19 protein-coding genes are annotated in these 20,121 nt (G+C 46.6%); 1 reads left to right on the top strand and 18 read right to left on the bottom strand.

The genetic code is table 11. The annotated features are described in order from the left end of the window. Positions 1-67: 67 nt before the first annotated feature. From AC0YNS_RS10495 to AC0YNS_RS10475, 5 genes are all read right to left on the bottom strand, one after another. Entirely contained in the window at positions 68-289 is a 222-nt protein-coding gene (locus AC0YNS_RS10495) for a hypothetical protein (RefSeq protein ID WP_475780931.1), read from the bottom strand. Then, a complete protein-coding gene (locus AC0YNS_RS10490) occupies positions 286-819 on the bottom strand; it encodes an alpha/beta fold hydrolase (protein WP_475780930.1) in 534 nt (177 codons plus the stop codon). Before AC0YNS_RS10490 ends, AC0YNS_RS10495 begins: the two co-directional genes overlap by 4 nt. Positions 820-1,368: 549 nt before the next feature. Further along, entirely contained in the window at positions 1,369-1,938 is a 570-nt protein-coding gene (locus AC0YNS_RS10485) for a dihydrofolate reductase family protein (protein ID WP_475780929.1), read from the bottom strand. A gap of 88 nt (positions 1,939-2,026) precedes the next feature. Next, positions 2,027-3,208, bottom strand: a complete 1,182-nt coding sequence (locus AC0YNS_RS10480) for an alanyl-tRNA editing protein (RefSeq protein WP_475780928.1) — start codon at positions 3,206-3,208, stop codon at positions 2,027-2,029. A gap of 376 nt (positions 3,209-3,584) precedes the next feature. Beyond that, positions 3,585-4,415 carry a PPK2 family polyphosphate kinase gene (locus tag AC0YNS_RS10475; RefSeq protein WP_475780927.1) on the bottom strand — a complete coding sequence of 277 codons (831 nt, stop codon included), beginning with the start codon at positions 4,413-4,415 and terminating at the stop codon, positions 3,585-3,587. A gap of 326 nt (positions 4,416-4,741) precedes the next feature. Between AC0YNS_RS10475 and AC0YNS_RS10470 the strand changes: the two genes are divergently transcribed. Beyond that, complete coding sequence (locus AC0YNS_RS10470) at positions 4,742-5,158, top strand: VOC family protein (RefSeq protein WP_475780926.1); 417 nt, start codon at positions 4,742-4,744, stop codon at positions 5,156-5,158. A gap of 160 nt (positions 5,159-5,318) precedes the next feature. Here the strand turns inward: AC0YNS_RS10470 and AC0YNS_RS10465 are convergent, their stop codons facing one another. The 13 genes from AC0YNS_RS10465 to AC0YNS_RS10405 form a co-directional block, all read right to left on the bottom strand. Then, positions 5,319-5,807, bottom strand: coding sequence for an NUDIX hydrolase (locus AC0YNS_RS10465; RefSeq protein ID WP_475780925.1), 489 nt, complete (start codon positions 5,805-5,807; stop codon positions 5,319-5,321). A gap of 31 nt (positions 5,808-5,838) precedes the next feature. Then, positions 5,839-6,645, bottom strand: a complete 807-nt coding sequence (locus AC0YNS_RS10460) for a class I SAM-dependent methyltransferase (protein ID WP_475780924.1) — start codon at positions 6,643-6,645, stop codon at positions 5,839-5,841. A 178-nt stretch (positions 6,646-6,823) separates the two neighbouring features. Next, positions 6,824-10,162, bottom strand: a complete 3,339-nt coding sequence (locus tag AC0YNS_RS10455; RefSeq protein ID WP_475780923.1) for an Ig-like domain-containing protein — start codon at positions 10,160-10,162, stop codon at positions 6,824-6,826. A 283-nt stretch (positions 10,163-10,445) separates the two neighbouring features. Then, positions 10,446-10,784 (bottom strand): DoxX family protein, encoded by a 339-nt coding sequence (locus AC0YNS_RS10450; protein WP_475780922.1) that lies wholly within the window; start codon positions 10,782-10,784, stop codon positions 10,446-10,448. A gap of 91 nt (positions 10,785-10,875) precedes the next feature. Next, positions 10,876-11,301 (bottom strand): MarR family winged helix-turn-helix transcriptional regulator, encoded by a 426-nt coding sequence (locus tag AC0YNS_RS10445; RefSeq protein ID WP_475780921.1) that lies wholly within the window; start codon positions 11,299-11,301, stop codon positions 10,876-10,878. Between the two features lie 93 nt (positions 11,302-11,394). Continuing rightward, complete coding sequence (locus AC0YNS_RS10440) at positions 11,395-12,471, bottom strand: Ger(x)C family spore germination protein (protein WP_475780920.1); 1,077 nt, start codon at positions 12,469-12,471, stop codon at positions 11,395-11,397. After that, positions 12,468-13,556 (bottom strand): GerAB/ArcD/ProY family transporter, encoded by a 1,089-nt coding sequence (locus AC0YNS_RS10435; RefSeq protein ID WP_475780919.1) that lies wholly within the window; start codon positions 13,554-13,556, stop codon positions 12,468-12,470. The genes AC0YNS_RS10440 and AC0YNS_RS10435 overlap by 4 nt, the downstream gene beginning before the upstream one ends. Positions 13,557-13,576: 20 nt before the next feature. Continuing rightward, positions 13,577-15,028, bottom strand: coding sequence for a spore germination protein (locus AC0YNS_RS10430; RefSeq protein ID WP_475780918.1), 1,452 nt, complete (start codon positions 15,026-15,028; stop codon positions 13,577-13,579). A 164-nt stretch (positions 15,029-15,192) separates the two neighbouring features. Beyond that, complete coding sequence (locus AC0YNS_RS10425) at positions 15,193-15,528, bottom strand: thioredoxin family protein (protein WP_475780917.1); 336 nt, start codon at positions 15,526-15,528, stop codon at positions 15,193-15,195. Positions 15,529-15,569: 41 nt separating this feature from the next. Then, positions 15,570-15,998, bottom strand: a complete 429-nt coding sequence (locus AC0YNS_RS10420) for an organic hydroperoxide resistance protein (RefSeq protein WP_475780916.1) — start codon at positions 15,996-15,998, stop codon at positions 15,570-15,572. A gap of 362 nt (positions 15,999-16,360) precedes the next feature. After that, a complete protein-coding gene (locus AC0YNS_RS10415) occupies positions 16,361-16,990 on the bottom strand; it encodes a TetR/AcrR family transcriptional regulator (RefSeq protein ID WP_475780915.1) in 630 nt (209 codons plus the stop codon). Between the two features lie 117 nt (positions 16,991-17,107). Next, on the bottom strand, positions 17,108-17,851 hold the full coding sequence (locus tag AC0YNS_RS10410) for an SDR family NAD(P)-dependent oxidoreductase (protein WP_475780914.1): 744 nt from the start codon (positions 17,849-17,851) through the stop codon (positions 17,108-17,110). Positions 17,852-18,018: 167 nt separating this feature from the next. After that, positions 18,019-20,103 (bottom strand): hypothetical protein, encoded by a 2,085-nt coding sequence (locus AC0YNS_RS10405; RefSeq protein ID WP_475780913.1) that lies wholly within the window; start codon positions 20,101-20,103, stop codon positions 18,019-18,021. Between the last annotated feature and the right edge of the window lie 18 nt (positions 20,104-20,121).

The following is a 20,121-nucleotide window of genomic DNA, read 5'->3' as shown; positions in this document are numbered from 1 at the left end:
GGACTAATCGGTCAAATAATTATAAACCGATCGTTGTCAAGGCATACAACCAGGCAAAACTATTAAGCTAATAATAGATGAGAGTAAAAGTGAACACACAAAAAAGGATGAAGCGCATGAATTGCACGCCATCCGTTCTCACAGCTAGAATCCATAAACTCGGCAACTGCCAAACCGGATATTGTTCCACATTATGCCGATAATCGTAGCCAAGTGCCAACTGAATGGCGGCATTACCCGGCCGATCGAGGAAGAACTGATCCATTGTATACCCATCAGGACTGATCAAAAAAGGATGACAAGCTCCTGAAGTATATTGTTTCTTAGTGAATTCAAATTCGACAAGCTTGGAGAACGCTGCTTTGTTCTCGGGCTCGGATCCGCCCAAAGAGCCTTGAATATATCAAAAGGTTGACCGAGTCCTACCTCATGAGCTACAGCATTCTGGATGACGAAACCCAGAACTCGCTCAGGATGCCGCATTGCAATTCGGAATCCGATTGGGCCCCCATAGTCCTGACAATACAAAATATATCGTGGGATGTTGAGCCGTTCAAGCAATTGTTCAATAACCAAGGATAGATGTTCGAAGGTATAAGAGAACTCATTCATTGGAGGCATACTGCTGTTCCCGAATCCAGGATAATCCGGAGCAATGACATAATAGCAATCAGCCAATAGCGGTATCAAATCCCGAAACATGTGGGAAGAACTAGGGAATCCATGAAGAAGAATAATTGCTGGATTTCTAGGATTCCCTGCTTGACGAAAGAAGACTTCAATCCCTTCTATGTTCATTTTTTTGTAAAGCACCGCCATCGATATCAGCTCTCCTCCAAGCAAGATTCATCCGTATTGCTCCGCATTCTTAGGGGCTAAAAATGTATTGAAATCTATTGTTTATGTTCTTTCATCTCCATTTTTCCTGCATTTGTCGCCTCAATTCGGCGTTCTCCAACCGAAGTTTCTCGAGCTCGTATCTTACCGCGCGCATCAAAGAATTCAGCCCGAATCCGATCATGAACAAAACTAGACCCAATATAGATATGCTTCCAGCAGCCGCAAATTCTAACAGAAAAAAGACGATACCAAGAGCGATAAGAATGATCGAAATGATTTTGACGCTTCTTAACGAGTCGTACATGATGATGCCACTCCATTTCAAATGACGCCATTTCTTTAAGCGAATTCGCTTATTAGATTATCAATATTCTATGTGCATAAATGCAATGTGTGTCCGCCTATCATTGGCAACATTTCCTATAACTCGTAACATAAGAAAATAGGCAGCCCCCGCGTACATCCTTGTAGGGTCTGCCTATTTGTGTTAGTATCGTGCACACTCGTGGAACACCTTGTACGGCAAGCCTATTTCTCTACCTCATAGCGGGTTGCGATAATGCCCGAATTGAACGTTCGGCTGGACAGCAGCCTGAGCTTGATTTTCTCGCCTTCGCCGTGGAATACCGATTTTCCGCCACCCAAGATGACCGGACAAATTGTCAACAGGAATTCGTCGATCAGGCCGAGCTCAAGCAATGTCTTCGCCGCCCCCGGACTACCGAAGATAACGAGATCTTTGCCGGATTGCTCCTTGAGCGCCTTGATTTCCTCCGCGATATTGTCCTTGATCAGCATCGTATTGTTCCATTCGACATGGTCCATCGAACCGGAAATGACGATTTTCTTAACATCCTGCAGCCATTTGGCATGCTCCAAATCGTGCTTCGACGCATCCGGATCATCCAGCAAAGAAGGCCAGTAGCTCTCCATCAGCCGATACGTCGTGCTTCCGTATACGGGAGAGCCGACTTCGGCTACGACTTCCTCAGCGTATTTCTCTAAGTCCTCATTGTAAGGAATCCAACCTAATCCTCCGTTTGAATCCGTCGCATACCCATCCAGCGACACGTGCATGAACAATACGAGTTTTCTCATGTTTGCTTCTCCTCCAATTTCCTTCGCTCTCATATTCACTATAAATCATTCCGTTACGTAAGGGTCAACACTTTGGACAAACTTCATGTCAATCGACACTACCTCGGAAACTTGCAATTACGAATTCGTAGAACGCTAATGCTTCGTTCAGCGTCCCGAAAGCTGCCTGAGCCATGGTTCTGCTGCCTCCGCCTTTGCCGCCGTACGCCCCTAGATGTTGCTTGAATAACGCTCCGCAAGAATGTTCGATTCCCCCGCTATGCGCCAGTACCACTTTGAAATCCGCAAGATCGGCAAGCAGCACGGGATCGTTGGTCAATGACGTGAGCTTTAATGCCAGGCTTTGCAAATCTTTCAACGGCTTATTCTCAAACTGATGCGCGATCAAGCCGTATTCCGCCCGATCCAAGAGATCGCGAGCGATAAAAGAATCGTTCTGCTCCTTAAGAGCAGCTAAATCGGTTTGAAGCTGTTTTTGCTCCTGTTCCCACTTCTCAACGCGAGCGACAATATCCTCTTTTCCGGTATTGAATTTGGATGATAGCGTCCCTAATATCCCCATGCAGTCGTTAAACTCCGTTAAGGCGCGGCTCCCGCATTTGAATGAAATTCGGGTATTTCCTTTCATCTTCTCCGTTCTTAACAGCTTGATCATCCCGATTCCACCCGTAGACGATACATGTGTCCCACCGCACGCATTGTATTCCACGCTCTCAATCTCCACGATCCGCACGTTCCCCGATACTTTCGGCGGCTTTGCCAGCGGCAATCGGCTTGCTTCCTCCCCGGAAACCAAATAACTAATAATTCGGCGATTATCGTAGATGGTCTTGTTCACTTCCCGCTCCAGATGGGATAGCTGCTCTAAAGTTAGCTCGGGTTTATCCACGTCAATCGTCGCGGATTCGATGCCCAGGTGAAAGCTTAACGTCATTGCACCAAATAACTGAAGACAAACCGCCGACAGTAGATGCTGACCGCTATGCTGCTGCATATGATCGAATCTTCGCTGCCAATCGATCTTGCAAGACGCCGCCATTCCCTCCGGCAATTGCTCTACTTTATGAAGCACTTCATCTTCCTCACTGATAACATCCAATACAGGGATGCCGTTAATCGTTCCCGTATCGCAAGGCTGTCCCCCTCCATGAGGATAAAAGGCGCTTTCCTCCAACTGAACGTACCATCCGTCATCTCTCTTGAGCGAATTCGTAATCTTTGTCTCCCATTCGGTTAAATAGGAAGAATGATAATACAATCTAATTGTCATCTTTCAATCCCTTTCTTTATGTTCATGCAACAACGCATACAAAATCTTGATCGTCTCATTCACTCAGCGGTAGATAATAAACATATTTTCGGAGCTGTTGTGCAAGTGGAATCAGGAGACAGGCGACTGACTTGGGGCGGAGCGGCTATCCCTCTTTACTATAAGGACTCTCCCCTTCATATTCCGCTTGCTATGGCTTCCTTCGGGCCTGATGGGACATTCCGGATTATCCGGAGCCTTTGCCTATTATTCGCCTAAGCATGATCTATACCTGTGCGGTACAGGCAACCAAATATCCCCGCCGAGCTTGTCCTACAAGCTGATGCTTCGGATATTAAATACACTGTAAGCAACAGTTACATAGGGGTTGCTCCAACTATTGGGACAGGGAAGCGCTCGATTGAAGTTGCTCCAGAAGCTTTTGTGTCTCGATGTCCGGTTCCGGATAAGAGAGGTCCAGCTTCTCCAAGGAACTTATAATCGTCCGGAGCACTAAGTAGTCGCGGAACCATCGTTCATTGGCTGGGACGATATGCCACGGAGCGTGATTGGTTGCCGTGTATCGGAAAGCATCTTCGTATGCGTCAATGTATTTATCCCAGTAATGCCGCTCTTTGAGATCGCTTGGATCGAATTTCCATAGCTTCTCCGGGTTGCTGAGCCGTTCGCGGATTTTCTCAAGCTGAAATTCAGGTGAAATATGTAGGAAAATTTTGATCAGCAACACGCCATTGTTCGTTAGAAGCTTCTCAAAATGCCGAATATGCTTCATCCGAGTTGCTGCTTCCTTGTCCTCTATCAAGCCATGCACCCGGGTAATGAGCACATCCTCGTAATAAGAACGATTAAATGAGGTAATATAACCCTTGGCAGGGACGACCTTATGCGTTCTCCATAAGAAGTCATGTGCAGACTCTTCAATAGTCGGTTTCTTAAAACTCTCCGCTCGAAAGCCCTGCGGATTCAAGTTGGACAGTACCTTCTTGATGACGCCGTCCTTCCCGCTGCAATCCATCCCCTGGAACAAGACGAGCACACCATTCGTCTTCGAAGCAAACAACTTGTCCTGCAGATTGCGGAGCTTCCGTTCCATCTGTTGGAACTCATCTTGTATCTCTTCTTTGCTTCCGAAGCCGCCTGTATCATTCGGATCGAAGTGGCCCAGACCGTGCTTGACTGCTTTGGTCAGCCGATAGTTCTTCAACATAAGACCCCTCCTCAGACACTTATCAATTCTCAACGAATTCGATCGTAATGAACAAAATTTAACCATACCTACTAAAATTGAATCGAGAGGAGCATTTTTAGATAATTATCCCACATTTTGTACATAGGTATTCAGTATTTTGTTGCGATACGTTAATGAAAAAAGCAGCTGCCAATGGCAAACTGCTTAAGATGAGAGTAGCAAAGTTGTTCATAGAAAGTGAAAGTGCTTGGACTAATAGAATAATAGTTTAGCCGGTTATGAACACAGTTCTTGGTTTGACATTCAATTTAGCATAGTGCTACTGTATATTTGAGGTGATCGGGATGGCAGAAACAGCCAAAAGTATGTTTGTTAATCTTCCAGTAAAAGACCTGAAGAAAGCAATGGCATTTTTCTCCGAAGTAGGTTTTGAGTTCAACCCAAACTTCACTGACGACAATGCAACTTGCATGGTCATCGGAGAAAACATTTACGCCATGTTGTTGGTGGAATCGTATTTCAAGACCTTCACCAAGAAAGAGATTTCGGACTCATCCAAAACAACCGAAGTCTTGATTGCATTAATGGTCGAGAGCCGCGACAAAGTGGACAAGTTAGTTAACAGAGCGATTGCAGCAGGTGGCCATATTGCAAATGACACACAAGATCTCGGCTTCATGTATCAGAGAAGTTTCCTAGACCTAGACGGTCATCAATGGGAAATCGGCTTTTTGGATGAAAGTGCGATCCCGCAGGGGTAAACAATTCTGGAGATACCTTGATTGATCTCATAAAAAAGTAAGCACCAGAACGCCAAATGCCGAAACCCTTATGTTTCATAGGGTTCCGGCATTTATGGCATGAACGGCATTTTATTCAATTTCGCCTTGTCGTGTTGATCAAGATTGTTCAGCAGTTCTATTAAACATGCCTATGTACCTTGACTTCACATTCTGACGTTGTCGGAGTAGTGTACTCCAAATAATTCACCGAGCCGTTAAAATTCAAATAGCTTTCGTAGCGAATACGAATGAATGGCAGAGTCAGAAACGCCAAGACATGATCCTTTGGAACCCAACGAGAGTCGCTTGTTTCATCCGAGGTAGTTAACACGCCTCCCTCCGCTTTACACGCAAAATCAAACATGACCTTCGTAGGGACATCCGTCACGCCGTCATACCACTTATGTAAACCTGTATTAGAAACAATGTTAATCAAATGGCTTACGGTCGCATCGATTCCACTTTCCTCTTTGATTTCACGAATCACACCGTTAATCAGATTTTCACCGACTTCAATAATGCCACCTGGGAAAACCCAGCCATCATCATGAGCTTTGACCAATAGTATATTTCCGTTGCCATCCTCTACAATTCCGCCGGCAGATACGATATGTGTCGGGAATCCCATTTCAAACCTCCTCCATTTCAACATCAAAACTCTATAATTTTCGCGCCTTGATTACAAAGGTTACGGGAAGCATCTTTGCTTTATTTGCAAAATCGCGGTCACTCGACTGCATCATTAATTCTTCATCCGATTCTTCAATCATTTGCTCAATTACAAATCCCTCTCTTGCCAACGCATTCACAAAAGTCGATAGTTTACGGTCCGATAAGGTTAGCGTACTTTCACCAAGAGTTACCGAGTACCAAGATTCATCGAAATAACATTTCTTAAATACAAGACTATCGTTTTCTGCGGTAACACATTTATGTATCGGGTGAGACCAGCTGAAAATAAATACCCCGCCTTTTACCAAGTAAGACGCTATGCGGCGAAAAGTTCCCTCAAGGTCGGTTGTCCAGCCGATCGCATAAACCGAATAAACAAAATCAAAATAATTGTTAGGCAGACCGCATTCTTCTTCCATGGGCGAACAGATTAATGTGGCCGAAAGACCGCATGCCGTCAAATGCTGCTTTGTCTTCTCCAGTTGGTTTGCAGACAGATCCATCCCCCATAGCTCAGATGCTTGGCGTTCCCCTAGGTATTGCAAGGATTGCCCGCTTCCACAACCTATTTCCAGCATCTTCTTCCCCGAGACATCGCCAAACAGCCGGCAACTATCTTCCGAGACATATGCTCCATAGAACGGAAGTGCGGTTCCTCCTAACACGTCATTACCTTTGGTATTCCAAAATAAGCTATTCGTTTCATGAATGCTGCGTTTATCCATGTCAACCGAGATGGCACCAACTTCACTACCACCTATTATGTTTGTTCGAATTGCAGAATTATTGACCATGTCGTCCTCCCCAATCCATGTTAAATAAATTGCAGAACGCCTCTACATCGCCCAGTAGGAATTCCATTATTTGGTGCCATTCAAGCATAGCGCACGTACGTTCCCCTGTAAATCATTTATTATCAAAAAGAAGAGGACCACGAGGGTCCTCCTTTAAACGTCATTCGATAGGGATTACTTACTGTACGCCGAACGTAAATATCGCATCCGGGTCCGGAGATAAACGGTTGTAATCCCGGATCGAGTCGACCCCTTTGCTGGTACTCGAGATCGTTCCGATCTTGCCCGAAGCTAGCGACGGCACTTTCAATACGATTGTTTGCCCGTCCAGACGACCTTCCGTGGGCGTGATTTGTTTGCCATCTACTACGATGTTGAAGAAATTAGTTTCATCCGAGTAGCCTTTGATAGGTTCGCTGAACGTAATCTTGATTTCCGTTCCTTGCGCGTTTACTTTCGCAATATAAGGAATGGCATTATTCGCACTTGATGCGGTAAAGACATAGACGCTGCTGTTGTCAGAGTCCTCCAGCTTATCCCTTTGATCGTCCACGATCAGTCCGTGATTCGAATCGTATTCCAAACGATAGCGCTGATTCGATTTCAGCGGATCCAGCTGGTCGGCGTTCAGGTAAACCGTGATGGACTTGCGGTCCGGGGACAGGACGTAGCTCGCGTTTCCGCTTGATTGAATGTCGATGTCGTTTCCTCCGGATACGGCGTACAGCGAGAAGCCCCCATCGTCATCAAGCCATATAGGCTCGCTGAATTGAAGCTCGAATGTGTAGCGGTCCGTCGAAACGATCTTCGTGACCGTAGGTGCCTGATTGGTAGTCGACGTTCCCGCGAACACAACTTGATAAGGCTTCGTGCCGTCCTGCGTGCGGATGGCGTTCCATCCCGCCGCGTCCTTGATACTGTCCTTGAAACGCAGGAAGTAAGTCTTGCCGGACCGCACATCTTCGTCTAGATATAGAGTCACTTCGGTCACGATTCTGTTCGTTTCGTTCAGGCTATCTCGGGCAATGTCGATCGCCGAATCGTCATCGCGCAGAAGATTGAATCCAGACGCGCTAACGTTACGAACGGGCTCACTGAAGGTGACCTTGATCGCCCTGTTGTTCAGCGCCGACACTTGGGTAACGTAAGGTTCGTCGTTCTTCTTCTCCGTGCCTGGGAATACCTTCTGATTCGCCCCGTCCGTGTTGACCAAACCAGGCAAATCAGAGATGCGGCCGGTGTAGACATGCCCCGCGACGAACAGGGAAGGATTGCCCGTTTGCTTCGTCTTTAGCTGGATGACAACCACGTTATTCGTGCCGGACTTGCGGACAACGTATTCGCTCCACCCGCTCACGTCGACATTACGGTTGTTATCCTTCAGAATCGTCAAGTCGAGAGAGCCGACTTCGGAGTCGGACAACGCACGGCTGAACGTTGCTTGAACCGTATTTTGATTGACAATTTCGAGCTTTTGAAACTCGATCGATCCGGACGTTTCGCGATCGCTGCCGACGAATTGGATGCGTGTATCCGCCGCGATTTCGTTGCCGCTTAGGTCATTCACATGATTGATGGTGACGGAATAAACGTCGCCCGGCGTCTGCGTATTGGTCGTGAGAGTGACAGACTTCTTCGCATCGTCGTACACCGCACTCTTGACTGCTCCTAGATCGCTGCCCAGCTTATAGTTGCTCACGCGGTTCGCCGTACTCGCTTCCAAACGCTCACTAAACGTTAAGACCACTTGGCGTGCTGCCGCTTGAATGCCGACAATGGTCGGAGAGCTGTAATCGACAAGGCCTCCGAAATACAGGTTCGTCGCTTTATCCATCGCGTTTCCTGCCAGATCGGAGATCCCTTGAATCGTCATCGTATACAGCACGGCATCCGTCTGTTTCGTCGTCGTAAGAATAACTGTGTCTCCGCCACTACCCAGAATGACATTCGTTACTCTGAGATTATTGTTAATCGTGTAATTCGAAACGTTCTTCGCCTGACCCTCGTTAACCTTCTCGCTGAATTGCACTTCGACGGTCGAATTGCTAAGTACTGACACCGATTGGACTTCAGGCTTATCGTGATCGTTCGTGCCTTTGAGAACAATATCGCGCCGCGCGTCCATGACGTTACCGGCTAGATCGGCAATATTGCGAATCGTCAGCTTGTATTCCCTGCCGTTCACTTGTTCGTTGGTGTACAGCGTTACCGTTTTGCCATCGCTCGCGATGGTCACGCGGGTGACGTACAAATCGTTATTGATGCTGTAGTTGTTCACATTGCGAGCGTCGCTTGCGTCGACCTTCTCGCTGAAGACAACCTGGATTGTCGAATTGTTCTGACCGGCGACACTAACGACAGTCGGCTTCGATCCATCGAGGTCGTAAATGCCGTAGAAGAACAAGTCGCTCCGGGAAGTCATCGTGTTGCCTGTTAGATCCTTCACGCCGGATACGGACAGCCGATACAGATAACCGTCTTCTTGCGTGCTCGTCGTGATCGTGACCATGCGTCGATCGTCGGATAACGCAAAACTATAGAGACTAAGGTTACCTGAAACGATGTCGTAATGGTCCGGATCCTCTGCCGTGGAGCGGCTTAGCTGCTCAGAGAACGTCAGCCGAATCGTCCGATCTCCCAGGTTCTCGACCTTGGTTACGGTAGGACGAGTGTCAGTCGTGCCGTCGTTGTTATCCCTAACGGCGGAATAACGCCAGCCCGTTCCGTCCACCGTGAGTGTGTAGATGACATTCCATTGTTGAGGCCCCGTCAAGATCGTAACGGTCATGCCATCCGATGACAGAGTCGCTGTTCTGATCGCGATAACCGTACCTTGATCGTCCTTTAACGAGAAGTCAGACAGATCAATCGAGGCGACTTTTTGCTTCAGGGTCACTAGAATGATACTGTTCGCGAGCGGTTGAATGCTGCTCACCTGAATCTTATGTTGGTTCTGCTGTTGATAAACGGCATAAGCGGCGTCGACGAGCTGCCCGCGGGTAGCGGCTGCTTTGTAATTGCTCTGGTAAGAGATAAAGCCGTGATCGAGCGCGGCACTGACCGAACTCCTTGCCCATGCAGATACGAGGCCTGCAACCGTAGAACTGCCATTTCCATAGCCATATGCTCGAACCAGTACAGCAGCCAGTTGCTCCACCGTTACATTAGCGGCGGGAGAGAACTTGCGCACGCCTGTTCCCGTCATGAGCCCAGCCTGATTCACAGCCTCCACTTCGTGATAAGACCATCTCGACTTCAACACGTCGTTAAAGCTCGACTTTACCGTGTTGATGTTGTCTGATAACCCCCAGAGTCGGAACAGCACGGCGGCGAATTGTTCGCGCGTCATCGATTGGTTAAGTCCTGCGCTTCCGTCCCCCATTCCGGTGAAGATTCCTTCTCCCTTTAGTACCTCGAACTTCGCTTGCGTGGAAAGCGAATCCGCATCTGCAATAAAAGCCGGAATCGCAAGAGCCAACAGCAGCCATGCGATCAGCACTTTACGTACTACATTCATACCCTAACCTCCTTTTCCGCGAGTCATGAAGACCCGCTGCGTCGAAAAGCTGTTTATTATAACGCATGGAGGTTACGAAATGTTGCGCTGACAAATTCAATTTGAAATCTGTCAAAACTCGCATTTATACGCATAAATACTAGGAAAACCAACATCAACCCCTTTTATACAAGGGCTTTAAATCTATGACCTCAATCATTGAGAGAGACATTTTGTATCATTTTGTTGAGAGTAAGAGATGATGAGAATTCTTTAATTTTATCTCAATATGGCATAAGTCCGGTTATACCAATAGGTTAATGGTGATTCCTACAGACAGCAGGCATAACATGATCGACGGAATTGCTTTCGCAATTGGATCTTTGGCAACGACAAGAAGAACGAAGGCCGCTACAAGCATCGTTACGGCTAATAGAAGTCCGGCTATCACGGCTGTAACTGAGTACCAAATACCAACAATCATCCCAATCGAGCTAACGATCTCAATAAACCCCGTCATGAGATTGAACATCGGCGGCAGTCCGAAGCGTTTGAATTCATGCGCCATTTTGCCGCTTATAATTCTAATCCCCGTGAACATGAAAAACACACCGACAATTACTTGCAAAATCATCGTTATCATTTGAAGTAGCTCCTTTAACTCATGTTTTAATTTTAAAACTACATGCTATAGCATGCATAAGGCGTTAATGATTATGCTGCTCACCTCCCCTTTACTCATCATTAACGGCTGCATACAGCTTCTCGAGGATTGCTTTCAATTCATTGATTTCCACCTTACTCAAATATCTTGTCGCATAATGATGCGCTGCGATGACAACGGGAAGCACCTTGGATTTAAGCTCCATTCCTTTGTCGGTGAGGTATAGATTGTGGGAACGTTTATCCGTATCATGAACGAAGCGTTGAACAAACTCTTTCTTCTCCAAAGAATGAATCATTCGAACAACCGTGGTTTGATCCCGGTCAATGGCTTCCGCAAGCTCTTTCTGAGTCGTTGCCTTATCGCCGTCCAGTACACCAAGAATGCCCCATTGATCCGGCGTAATTGCGAATGGCTTTAATTGCTTCGTGAAATAATTGTTCATCTTCACATCTGTGCGATGAATCTGAAATCCCGTGAAATCATACAGTTCCATAATCGTCTCCTTTGACATCAAGCGCCTTATCGCCTATTTTATATGCTATAGCATTTAAAATCAAGCCTAGAAAAAGCCGCCTAAGCGGCAGCTTCACTTCGTGATTCCGGTCTCTTCAATATCCATCTTTACATTCACCAGTACGTTTAACGAGCCATATTCTCTATTCCACTTCTCTTCGTTCCAATTTCTCGTTTTGCTCCTAACGAAATCCCCCAAACCGAGCGGGTCGATTCCTTCTTTCTGAAATCTTTTGATAAGTTCCGTTCCGGAATCGGTTAGATCTTTTTCGAAACTGGCTTCGATTTGCTCAATCATGGGTCGATTCAAGGTCACTGCCCTTGAATCGACGATTCGGGCAGGTAAATGAAGGTTTAACGACAAGTTCGAACGTTCTTTATCTTTGTCGATCCGATAACGCACCTTTGTTCCGATAACTTCGGCCGCAACGTGAGATCCGTTGTTCAGCTTCGTTTCAATTGCACCGCGCTTCACATTTTCTTTAAGCAGCTTCATGACCCTCATCTGCTTATCATTCAGCTTCATTACATATTTGTCATCCTTGAACAAAGCCAGGCCGGCAATGTAAATTTGATCTTCCTGTGCTTTAAGTATAGGTAATAGAGGATCCATTCCTTTACCCAGAAAGGCATAGCCGAACTCATGCAGATTTTGTTTGGGCACAAGATTCGCACGTTCGTTCATATCGAGCAAGTTAAACAAGTACAACCCTTTTTCCTGATCCGAGCTGAAATTCTTCCGCAGTACTTCTTTTGCACTTCCGTCAACAACAGCCAAATACATCCTTCGAGAAGCTTGCGCGTCACGTAAAACCATATCCAATTCGTTCCTAAGTCCCTTTGCTGCCAGCTCTGCTCCGATTAAAACCACGGAAAGTTTACCCGAATTGAGAGGTCTGTCCAATCGCGTGTCCAATAATTCCCTAATCCCTACGCTCGTATAGCCGACCTTCGAGAGTAATTGATTGGAGATCGAGCCGGGCTTCCCGCTCTGAAACCTGGTCGTCGCTATCGTAATTTCGATTTGATCGTTCTGAGCTTCATCGAAGGCGCAGACGATAAATAGGGTAACTCTGTCTAGAATTTGTTGTGTAGCGCACCCCGTTAACAGGAAGCAGATGGCCGCTAGCGACAGGAATAAACGGCTCATACCGTGCTCTTCACTTTCACTCTGACCCTATCGACTAGATACATAAACGGGATGTACGCAAATATCATATAGAAGCCGATTTGGGCTAACAGGGATTGAAGTGCTTCGACTTGATTGCGGCCTGCAATCATACTTACGGCGGCAAACACAACAACCAAAAAAATCGGTAAGACCGTCCTTTGTTTAACGGAAAACATGACTTTAACCGCCCGGCTGGAAGCCCATATACAAAGGCAAATGATCGGAATAATCCAAAATATCTGCGCAGAAGCGCCAACGAATTCGAATCGCTCGATAAACGGGAACTTTACGAATTTATATTTGGTCAATTGCGGCCATAATTGATTGGATAATTGTTCGATCTTGAACAACAACAATGAAAACAGAACAACGACAAGATAGGATAATGTCGTAATAAAATTCGCTAATTGTGCCCATTTGTGCGACTTTTCAGGCGTCTTGATGAACGTATATACAAAGAATATCATCTCTACGCCTACGTAGGGGAATGTCAGCTCCTTAGTCGCCATGAGCAGCTCGCTCAACGAATGATCCATGATAGGCGACAAATTATTGAAATGAAAATACCCGGCCGAGAATAGCATGGACATGATTAATAGATGCCTAAATAAGCTGAAAAAGCAGATGCCTACGATCACCCGAAAACCGCCCGTAACGATATAATAAACAAGAAGAAGCAGCACCAACGCGAGCAGCCATGTCGCGAGTTCAGGAAACAGCCACACTTGTACGATTTCGATAAACAGTCTCATTAACAAACTTGCATGGAGCAAGAAGTAAACGATGAATATCATGTTTAGCCCGCTGCCCGCCCATTTGCCGAAGAATCGTTGGTGAATTTGGAGCAGATCCGTCTTGTTGCTGTTAAGTATGCCATAAATCATCCAGATGATGACGTGAAAACACAGCCCGCAAATAAGAACTGAAATCCATGTGTCATTGCCGGCGAACTGGATCGGTTTAATGGACATGTCGAGATATTCGGAGCCGAATTGCATGGCATGCACCAACGGAAATACCAGATAAGGCGATACTGTCAAGCGCGCAGGTTCCACTGCCTTCATCTTCGCATTCCTCCAGCCGCTCATTCGTCGATGTCTTTTTTCCTCTTTGGTTGTTCTTTATTGAATCTTACCGGTCTTTGCGATCTAAAGTAGCTCAAGCGATGATTAAACTTAGAATAGGAAGGACGTATCACGGTGTCATATGCATCCGTAGCGCGGAAGGGATAAAACGGAACGAGATAAGGCATTCCAAGTGACGTTAATCGAAGCAAATGCGCAAAAATAGCAATGGTGCAAATGAAAATGCCAAGCAGCCCTCCTAATTGAGCGGATATGATAAATGGAAACCGTAGAAGTCGTATGGTGGCGCTCATTCGAAAGATTGGGGTAGTAAAGGAGGCCAATGCTGATAACGCTACAATAATCAATAAAAAGTTACTTGTCAGCGCAGCCTCGACAGCCGCTGTGCCGAGCACGATACCTCCGACAATGCCGATGGTTTGACCGATTTTGGTAGGCAATCTGGCGCCTGCCTCCCGAAGCAGTTCAATGACAAGCTCCAGAATGAGCACTTCCACGAAAGGCGGAAAAGGTACATTCATCCTAGAAGAAACGATCGTGGGTAAAAAAACGTTCGAAATGCCCTGACCGTGATAAGTCATCACGGCAATATACAAGGAGGAGGAAAACACGGAAAACAGCACGGAAGACATGCGAATGACACGTAAAATCGAGCCAACGATCCATGGCAAATAATAGTCTTCGAAGGTGATAAAAAAATACCCCAGATTGACCGGTGCAAAAACCGCAATCGGGGAACCGTCCATCAACACGCAAATTTGCCCCGATGAAAGTGCCCAAGCCGCATAATCCGGCCTTTCGGTTCCGATCGTCAGCGGGAAGATGGAGTTGGAATTATCTTCAATCATTTGTTGAAGGACTGTGATATTCGTTATTTGATCGAATTGAACATCCGTAATGCGCTGGATACACGTATTCAAATATTGTTCGTTCGTTAATCCCTTTATGTAACATACCGCTACTCTGGCCTTTGATATTTCCCCTACTTCAAACTCCTTAACGCGCAGCTCGGGATAGGGCACTCGCTTACGAATCAAATTGAGATTCATGTTCAATGCTTCTACAAAAGCCTCTTTGGGCCCTTCCACCGTAAATTCGATCTCAGGCGCTGAAATGCTTCGTCCTTTGGCTGTCGCGGCATTGACCACCATGCATTGATCCGATTGCAGACCATATTGAATGACGACATATCCCCGCAGAAGCTTGCCTTGAATCGTATCCCAATCGTTACTTATTTCTTTCTCCCCAACCGGAATCGAACGGTACAATTCATTGAAAGTCTGATTCGATTCGTTGCTCAGTGGACCGAGGATATGATCGTGCAAAACGTTCGGTTCCAAGAGGGAATGAAAATAGCCGATGAAAAAAGACTCATCGTTCGTTGGATGTTCATAGCATACGAAATCCGATGACTCACGAAGCTCCTTCCATTGTCGAGGGACCGCAGTCATTTCTAATCACTCTTTTCCTACATTTCAATATCTCAAAGTTACACTATTGTCTCTCCGCAATACCTAAATTATGCAATAATCCCTGATTATTGCGATTGCGCAAACGTATTCAAAGCCAATGATATAGAAGAAACGGCAGCCTGTATGGCTGCCGTTAAGAACCGTCAAACGCAAGAGTCGCTCATTGTTGCATAGCTGATGATGTACTTCTGCAATGCCTCTTTACTGTGTTGTCCGACTAAAGTTTCCACTTTATAACCATCTTTGAACAACAATAAGGTTGGCACACTCGACACATCGTATTCTGCTGCAAGTTCTTGCTCCTGATCTATATTAACTTTGACTACGGCAGCTTGATATCTAACTTCCTGAGCCAGGCTAAGATCAATGTTAAGCTGCTCTAGACAAGCGTTGTTTCCTGGCTTATAGAAGTCTACAAGTGTGATTCCATGACTTATTTGTCCCTGAAACGTTTCTTTAAATAATGCATGGACCTCCATCTTATAACCTCCTTATTTACATTGAAGTGCGTTCATAAGTCTTAACCGATTACGTTCGAGATGACTTCAATATTTCCTTTAGTCGCTTTGGCGTAAGGACAAACTTTATGTGCCTCATCTACGACTTCTTGCGCAATGCTGCGCTCTACGCCTTTAAGCGTAATGTCCAGCGTTACAGCAAGCGCATAGCCGTCATTCGCATCCTTGCCGAGTGTGACGCTAGAAGCAATGGAAATGCCATCCGATTTGATTTTTTTCAAACGAAGGACAGTGCCCATCGCGCCTTCAAAGCAAGCCGCGAATCCTGCGGCGAACAATTGCTCCGGATTCGTTCCCTCTCCGTTACCGCCTAACTCTTTCGGATATCGCAAATCTACATTTAGATTCTCATCGCTGGAAACTGCTTTCCCATCTCTTCCACCTTGTACGTTAACAGTAGCTGTATATAGTTTCTTTTCGATAATGTTCATGATTGTATTCGCTCCTATTCATGATCTAATTGTGTATTTGTGTATTTGTGTTTATAAACGATAATAATATCCTTGTGTTCATTAGTATTCATCGCGTTTGAACTCGTTATCCGTGCTATCCATTCGATCCATTTTCTGTCGTCTACGTTCTCATCCATCCTCCTTTGACGACTTAATTTGTAACCATCTATATTTATATTTGCTGGTTACATGAGTTATATTATCATGCCCTTTATTTGTAGTCAAGCGAATTAAATAATAAGTGCTCAAGTTTGGAGCACAACAAAAAAAGCCGCTATCATTAGCGGCTTCAAAGTAACAATATCAACTACAGAAGAAACATGATTTAATCGGACGGTAAATCAGACGACGAACGTGCGGATATGCGCAAGCATGGCGTCCAATACAGCTTCGAGCGGGCTCGTCTCCTTCCGAACCTGAGTAAGAAGAAGGCCTCCCTGAAGCGCAGTTAGCAGCGACAGCGCGAGATGGTTCGGGTCCGCGTCGGCTCTCAGCTCCCCACGGTCATACATAGCGCGTAGTCCTTTGCGAATAGCCAGTTCCCACTGCATAAAGCCGGCAACGAGTTCGCTGCGCGCTGCCGGATCTGTATCCGCAAGCGCACTGGCAAGCGAGCCAATTGAACAGCCGCCTTGGAATTGCCGTTCAATCTGAAGCTTCACGATGGCATCGCGCCACATGCGAAGCGACTCCATGCTATCCAAATGACTTAGCAGAGGCTCCTGGGCATCAAGCACTTGTTCGGTTTGATACACAATGACAGCTAATACGAGATCGCGTTTCTCCTTGAAATAGTGGTACAACTGGGAGGAGCTGACCTTGGCCTCCCGCTGCACATCTTCCACGCTTGTGCCGGCAACGCCGCGATCAAACATTAATTTGGCTGCGGCGGCGACGATACGCGCGCGTGTCTCTTTTCCCTTTTTTGTCAGCCGCTGCTTTGGCGTTTGGACATCCATTATATTTTCCATGCATGTAGTATACCAAAATTGGATGATGCAATCCATTAATAAACGTTAGGATGTGATGAGTTTCGAATCTTGCCTGGATCGGTTTTACTCTAATAAAAACGGTGAGATTGTTAATAATTAAACTGCAGTTTGTCCACCATCGACGGCTAGGTTTGCGCCATGAATGAAGCTGGCACGATCCGTCGCGAGGAAGACGACGGCCTCAGCGATTTCATCGGCTGATGCAGGACGCCCTGCCGGTGCTTGGGCAGCAAGCTGATCAAGTCCTTCCCCCATTGCTTCAGTGCCTTCCGTACGCGTAGGACCGGGGCTGACGGTATTGACACGGATACCGCTTGGGCCGTATTCGGCTGCCCATGCTTTGGTAAGCAGGTTGATTGCTGCCTTGCTCGAACCGTAAAGACTCATACCGGACATTCCATAATCGGCCAGCATCGTCGATATGTTGACGATGGCCCCCTTGCCGCTTTCCGCCATCAGCGGCGCCAATTCTGCGACTAGAAAATAAGGTACTTTGACATTCAGTGCGTACACGAGATCAAAATCATCCTCCATTGTCTCATGCGTCGGTCCGAACGGAAAGACGCCTGCATTGTTGACAAGAATGTCGACTCGTCCGTTACCCAGTTCAATTGCGCGCTTCGCCAGGCTTCTTGCGCTTGACGCATCGCGAAGATCCGTTTGCACGAAATCTGCTTTTCCTCCCGCTGCTAGAATTGCCGCAACTGTCTGTTCCCCACGGTCCACATTGCGCCCCGCAACCACGACGTGGATGCCTTGTGCAGCAAGCTGATTCGCAATTGCTCGCCCGATACCGCTTGTTCCTCCTGTAATAAGTGCTGTAGTTTGAGTTGAATTCATGTTGTCCTATCCCCTTTCGATTTATGGAGTGTTCACTCCAAACTTCTGTGCTCATACTAACAATTTGATTTTGGATTGTCAACTCCAAAAAAAGCCTTCTTGTTAGGCTATGGAAACCAAACAAGCTCGAGACCTATTCGTCTCGAGCTTGTTATTACAGCAAAATCCTATCCCCCATTCTCATGGATCGCTTCCAGCTCTGCGTTGACACTCTTCATCATATTGACCATATCCGTATAAGGCTGGTCCTGCTGGTTTACCAAACCGGTATTGAAATTCTCGCCGTCTTTGCGTCCGGTGACTGCCTGATCGAAATACCCAAACCACCCCGAGCCGACAAACAGCGGATGCGCTGCTTGCTTCTCGATGAAAGCTTTGAAAGCCGCACCTCTTTCCGCTATACCGACCGTTGCTGTAGCCGCATTGACGGGCGTTAACCCGCGCTCACTCGTACTGAATGTAAACTCCAGATTCAACAGAGGTTTACCGAATGCCTCGTATCTGGCAAGCCAACTTGTATCCTTCGAATACATATCAACAGAGAAAGCATCTACGAATTCCATGGCTGCCGAATCCCAATCCAGACTGGTTCGCCAGGTAGAAACGATTGATGAGCCTAGGAACAAATGGTTCGTATCATATTTCTCGATTATCGAACGGATTGTCGAGAAATACGTTTTGGATGCCAGCTTGATATAGTCCGATACATCGACAGCCGGAACTTTCGCGATTGCGATCGATGTATTCATCAAGGTGTCCAATGATTCAGCGTCCGTACCCAGAAGCTGATTAAGGACAGCAATATCATTGTTGTATCGAGGTGCAAGAAAATCCACAAAAGCTCTCTTAGCCGCAGAAGTCGAGTCATAATTCAAAATCTCTCTGACGATATCGGTCGACCATCCCGCCTCATTATCGTAAGTGTAGCCAATCAACCACCGGTCGTTCTTCGCCTCTCTAAGCTGCGGTCTCAGAGCGTTGTCGATCATGGACTTCGCTTGCGGATCGAACACATCGTAGGTCCATTGAATTCTTTCTAAATTCATAGGATCTTGCAACACCTGTATATAAGGGAATGTAACATGGTTAGGTCGGGTCCACTTGCTAAAGGCATTGAAGCCCCAATCGATCATTCGCTTCTTAGTGATTTCTTCCCACTTCGACTCATAGTCGCTGCCGTATTTTCTCATGATGTTGGCGATGACAAAGCTGACTCTTTCTCCGTTTAAGTCAATTGCGTAAGCTGGCGCGTAAATGTTCGGATCCGGAAGCTCCTCGAAGACTTGGCGAGGCGTGCCGTCGATATGCTGATACGGTGTTCCGTAACCCCATTCCCATATGCTTGTCGCATCCACGCCTTTTAGAATGAACTTGTAGCCGGCAGGCGTAATAAACCACCATTTATGATCTAGTTGTTCAAGTCGGAAAAATCCGGTGGCTGCTTTCTGCCCTCCGCTTTTGATCCCGCCGAACGGATCATATTGTCGGCGGTCAAGCGACACCTTCGCCAGCGCTTTCGCCTCATTCGCATAATCCGCCTGTAATTGAGCGTCCGTTTCAACCTTTCCGGCCCATGTATCATAGATCCATTGTCCGTATTTATCTACCATCAAAGCGTCTTTCTTCAGTTCAGCCTGCATCTGCTCTACGGTAAAAGCAGGTGCAGCAATCTGTCCTTCATCGCCTGTACCTCTGACGATTTGCACTTCCGTAAGCGGGATATGCTGATAAGCGTTAGAGCGCTTAATATCGATGACTATAAATCTGGCCGTCTTGTTGTTCATCGGGATGCTAACCGAATCGTTCAAGGCGGTTCCTGATCTGACATGCTTGCCTGCAATATAATAATAGTCCGTCGTAGCCTCGGGTCGGTATTTCACCGTAAATTGTTTATAGCCCCAATAGCCATTTGGCGAATTCAATACAATATTAATGCTGTCCAGCGGGTAGTCCTTCAGCAGGTCAAACACCACTTGTACCGTTCCTTTGGCTGTGGCGCTTCCCATCCAACCGGCATAGGTCGTCATCAGGTCGTCAAGAAGTTTGCCCCCCTCTGAGGATACCAAGCCGGCTGCCCCGTAGTCGGGAGAATTGCCCGCATCAGGAGCAGGGCTGTAATAATAGTTTCCGGTTGTAAGCTTCAACCCTTCCGCGAGCGTACTTCTTCCGGCAGGGATGTACGGCACTAGTAGCAGGAATAAGAGAAATAGTTTATAAGCATCACCAAGATACCCTCTATACCATTTGCTCATAATTTACCTCCGACTTCG

The sequence above is a fragment of the Paenibacillus sp. J22FR21 genome, assembly GCF_056269135.1.
The sequence above is the reverse complement of the archived record's forward strand: the minus strand, read 5'-3'. Positions and strand labels throughout refer to the sequence as shown.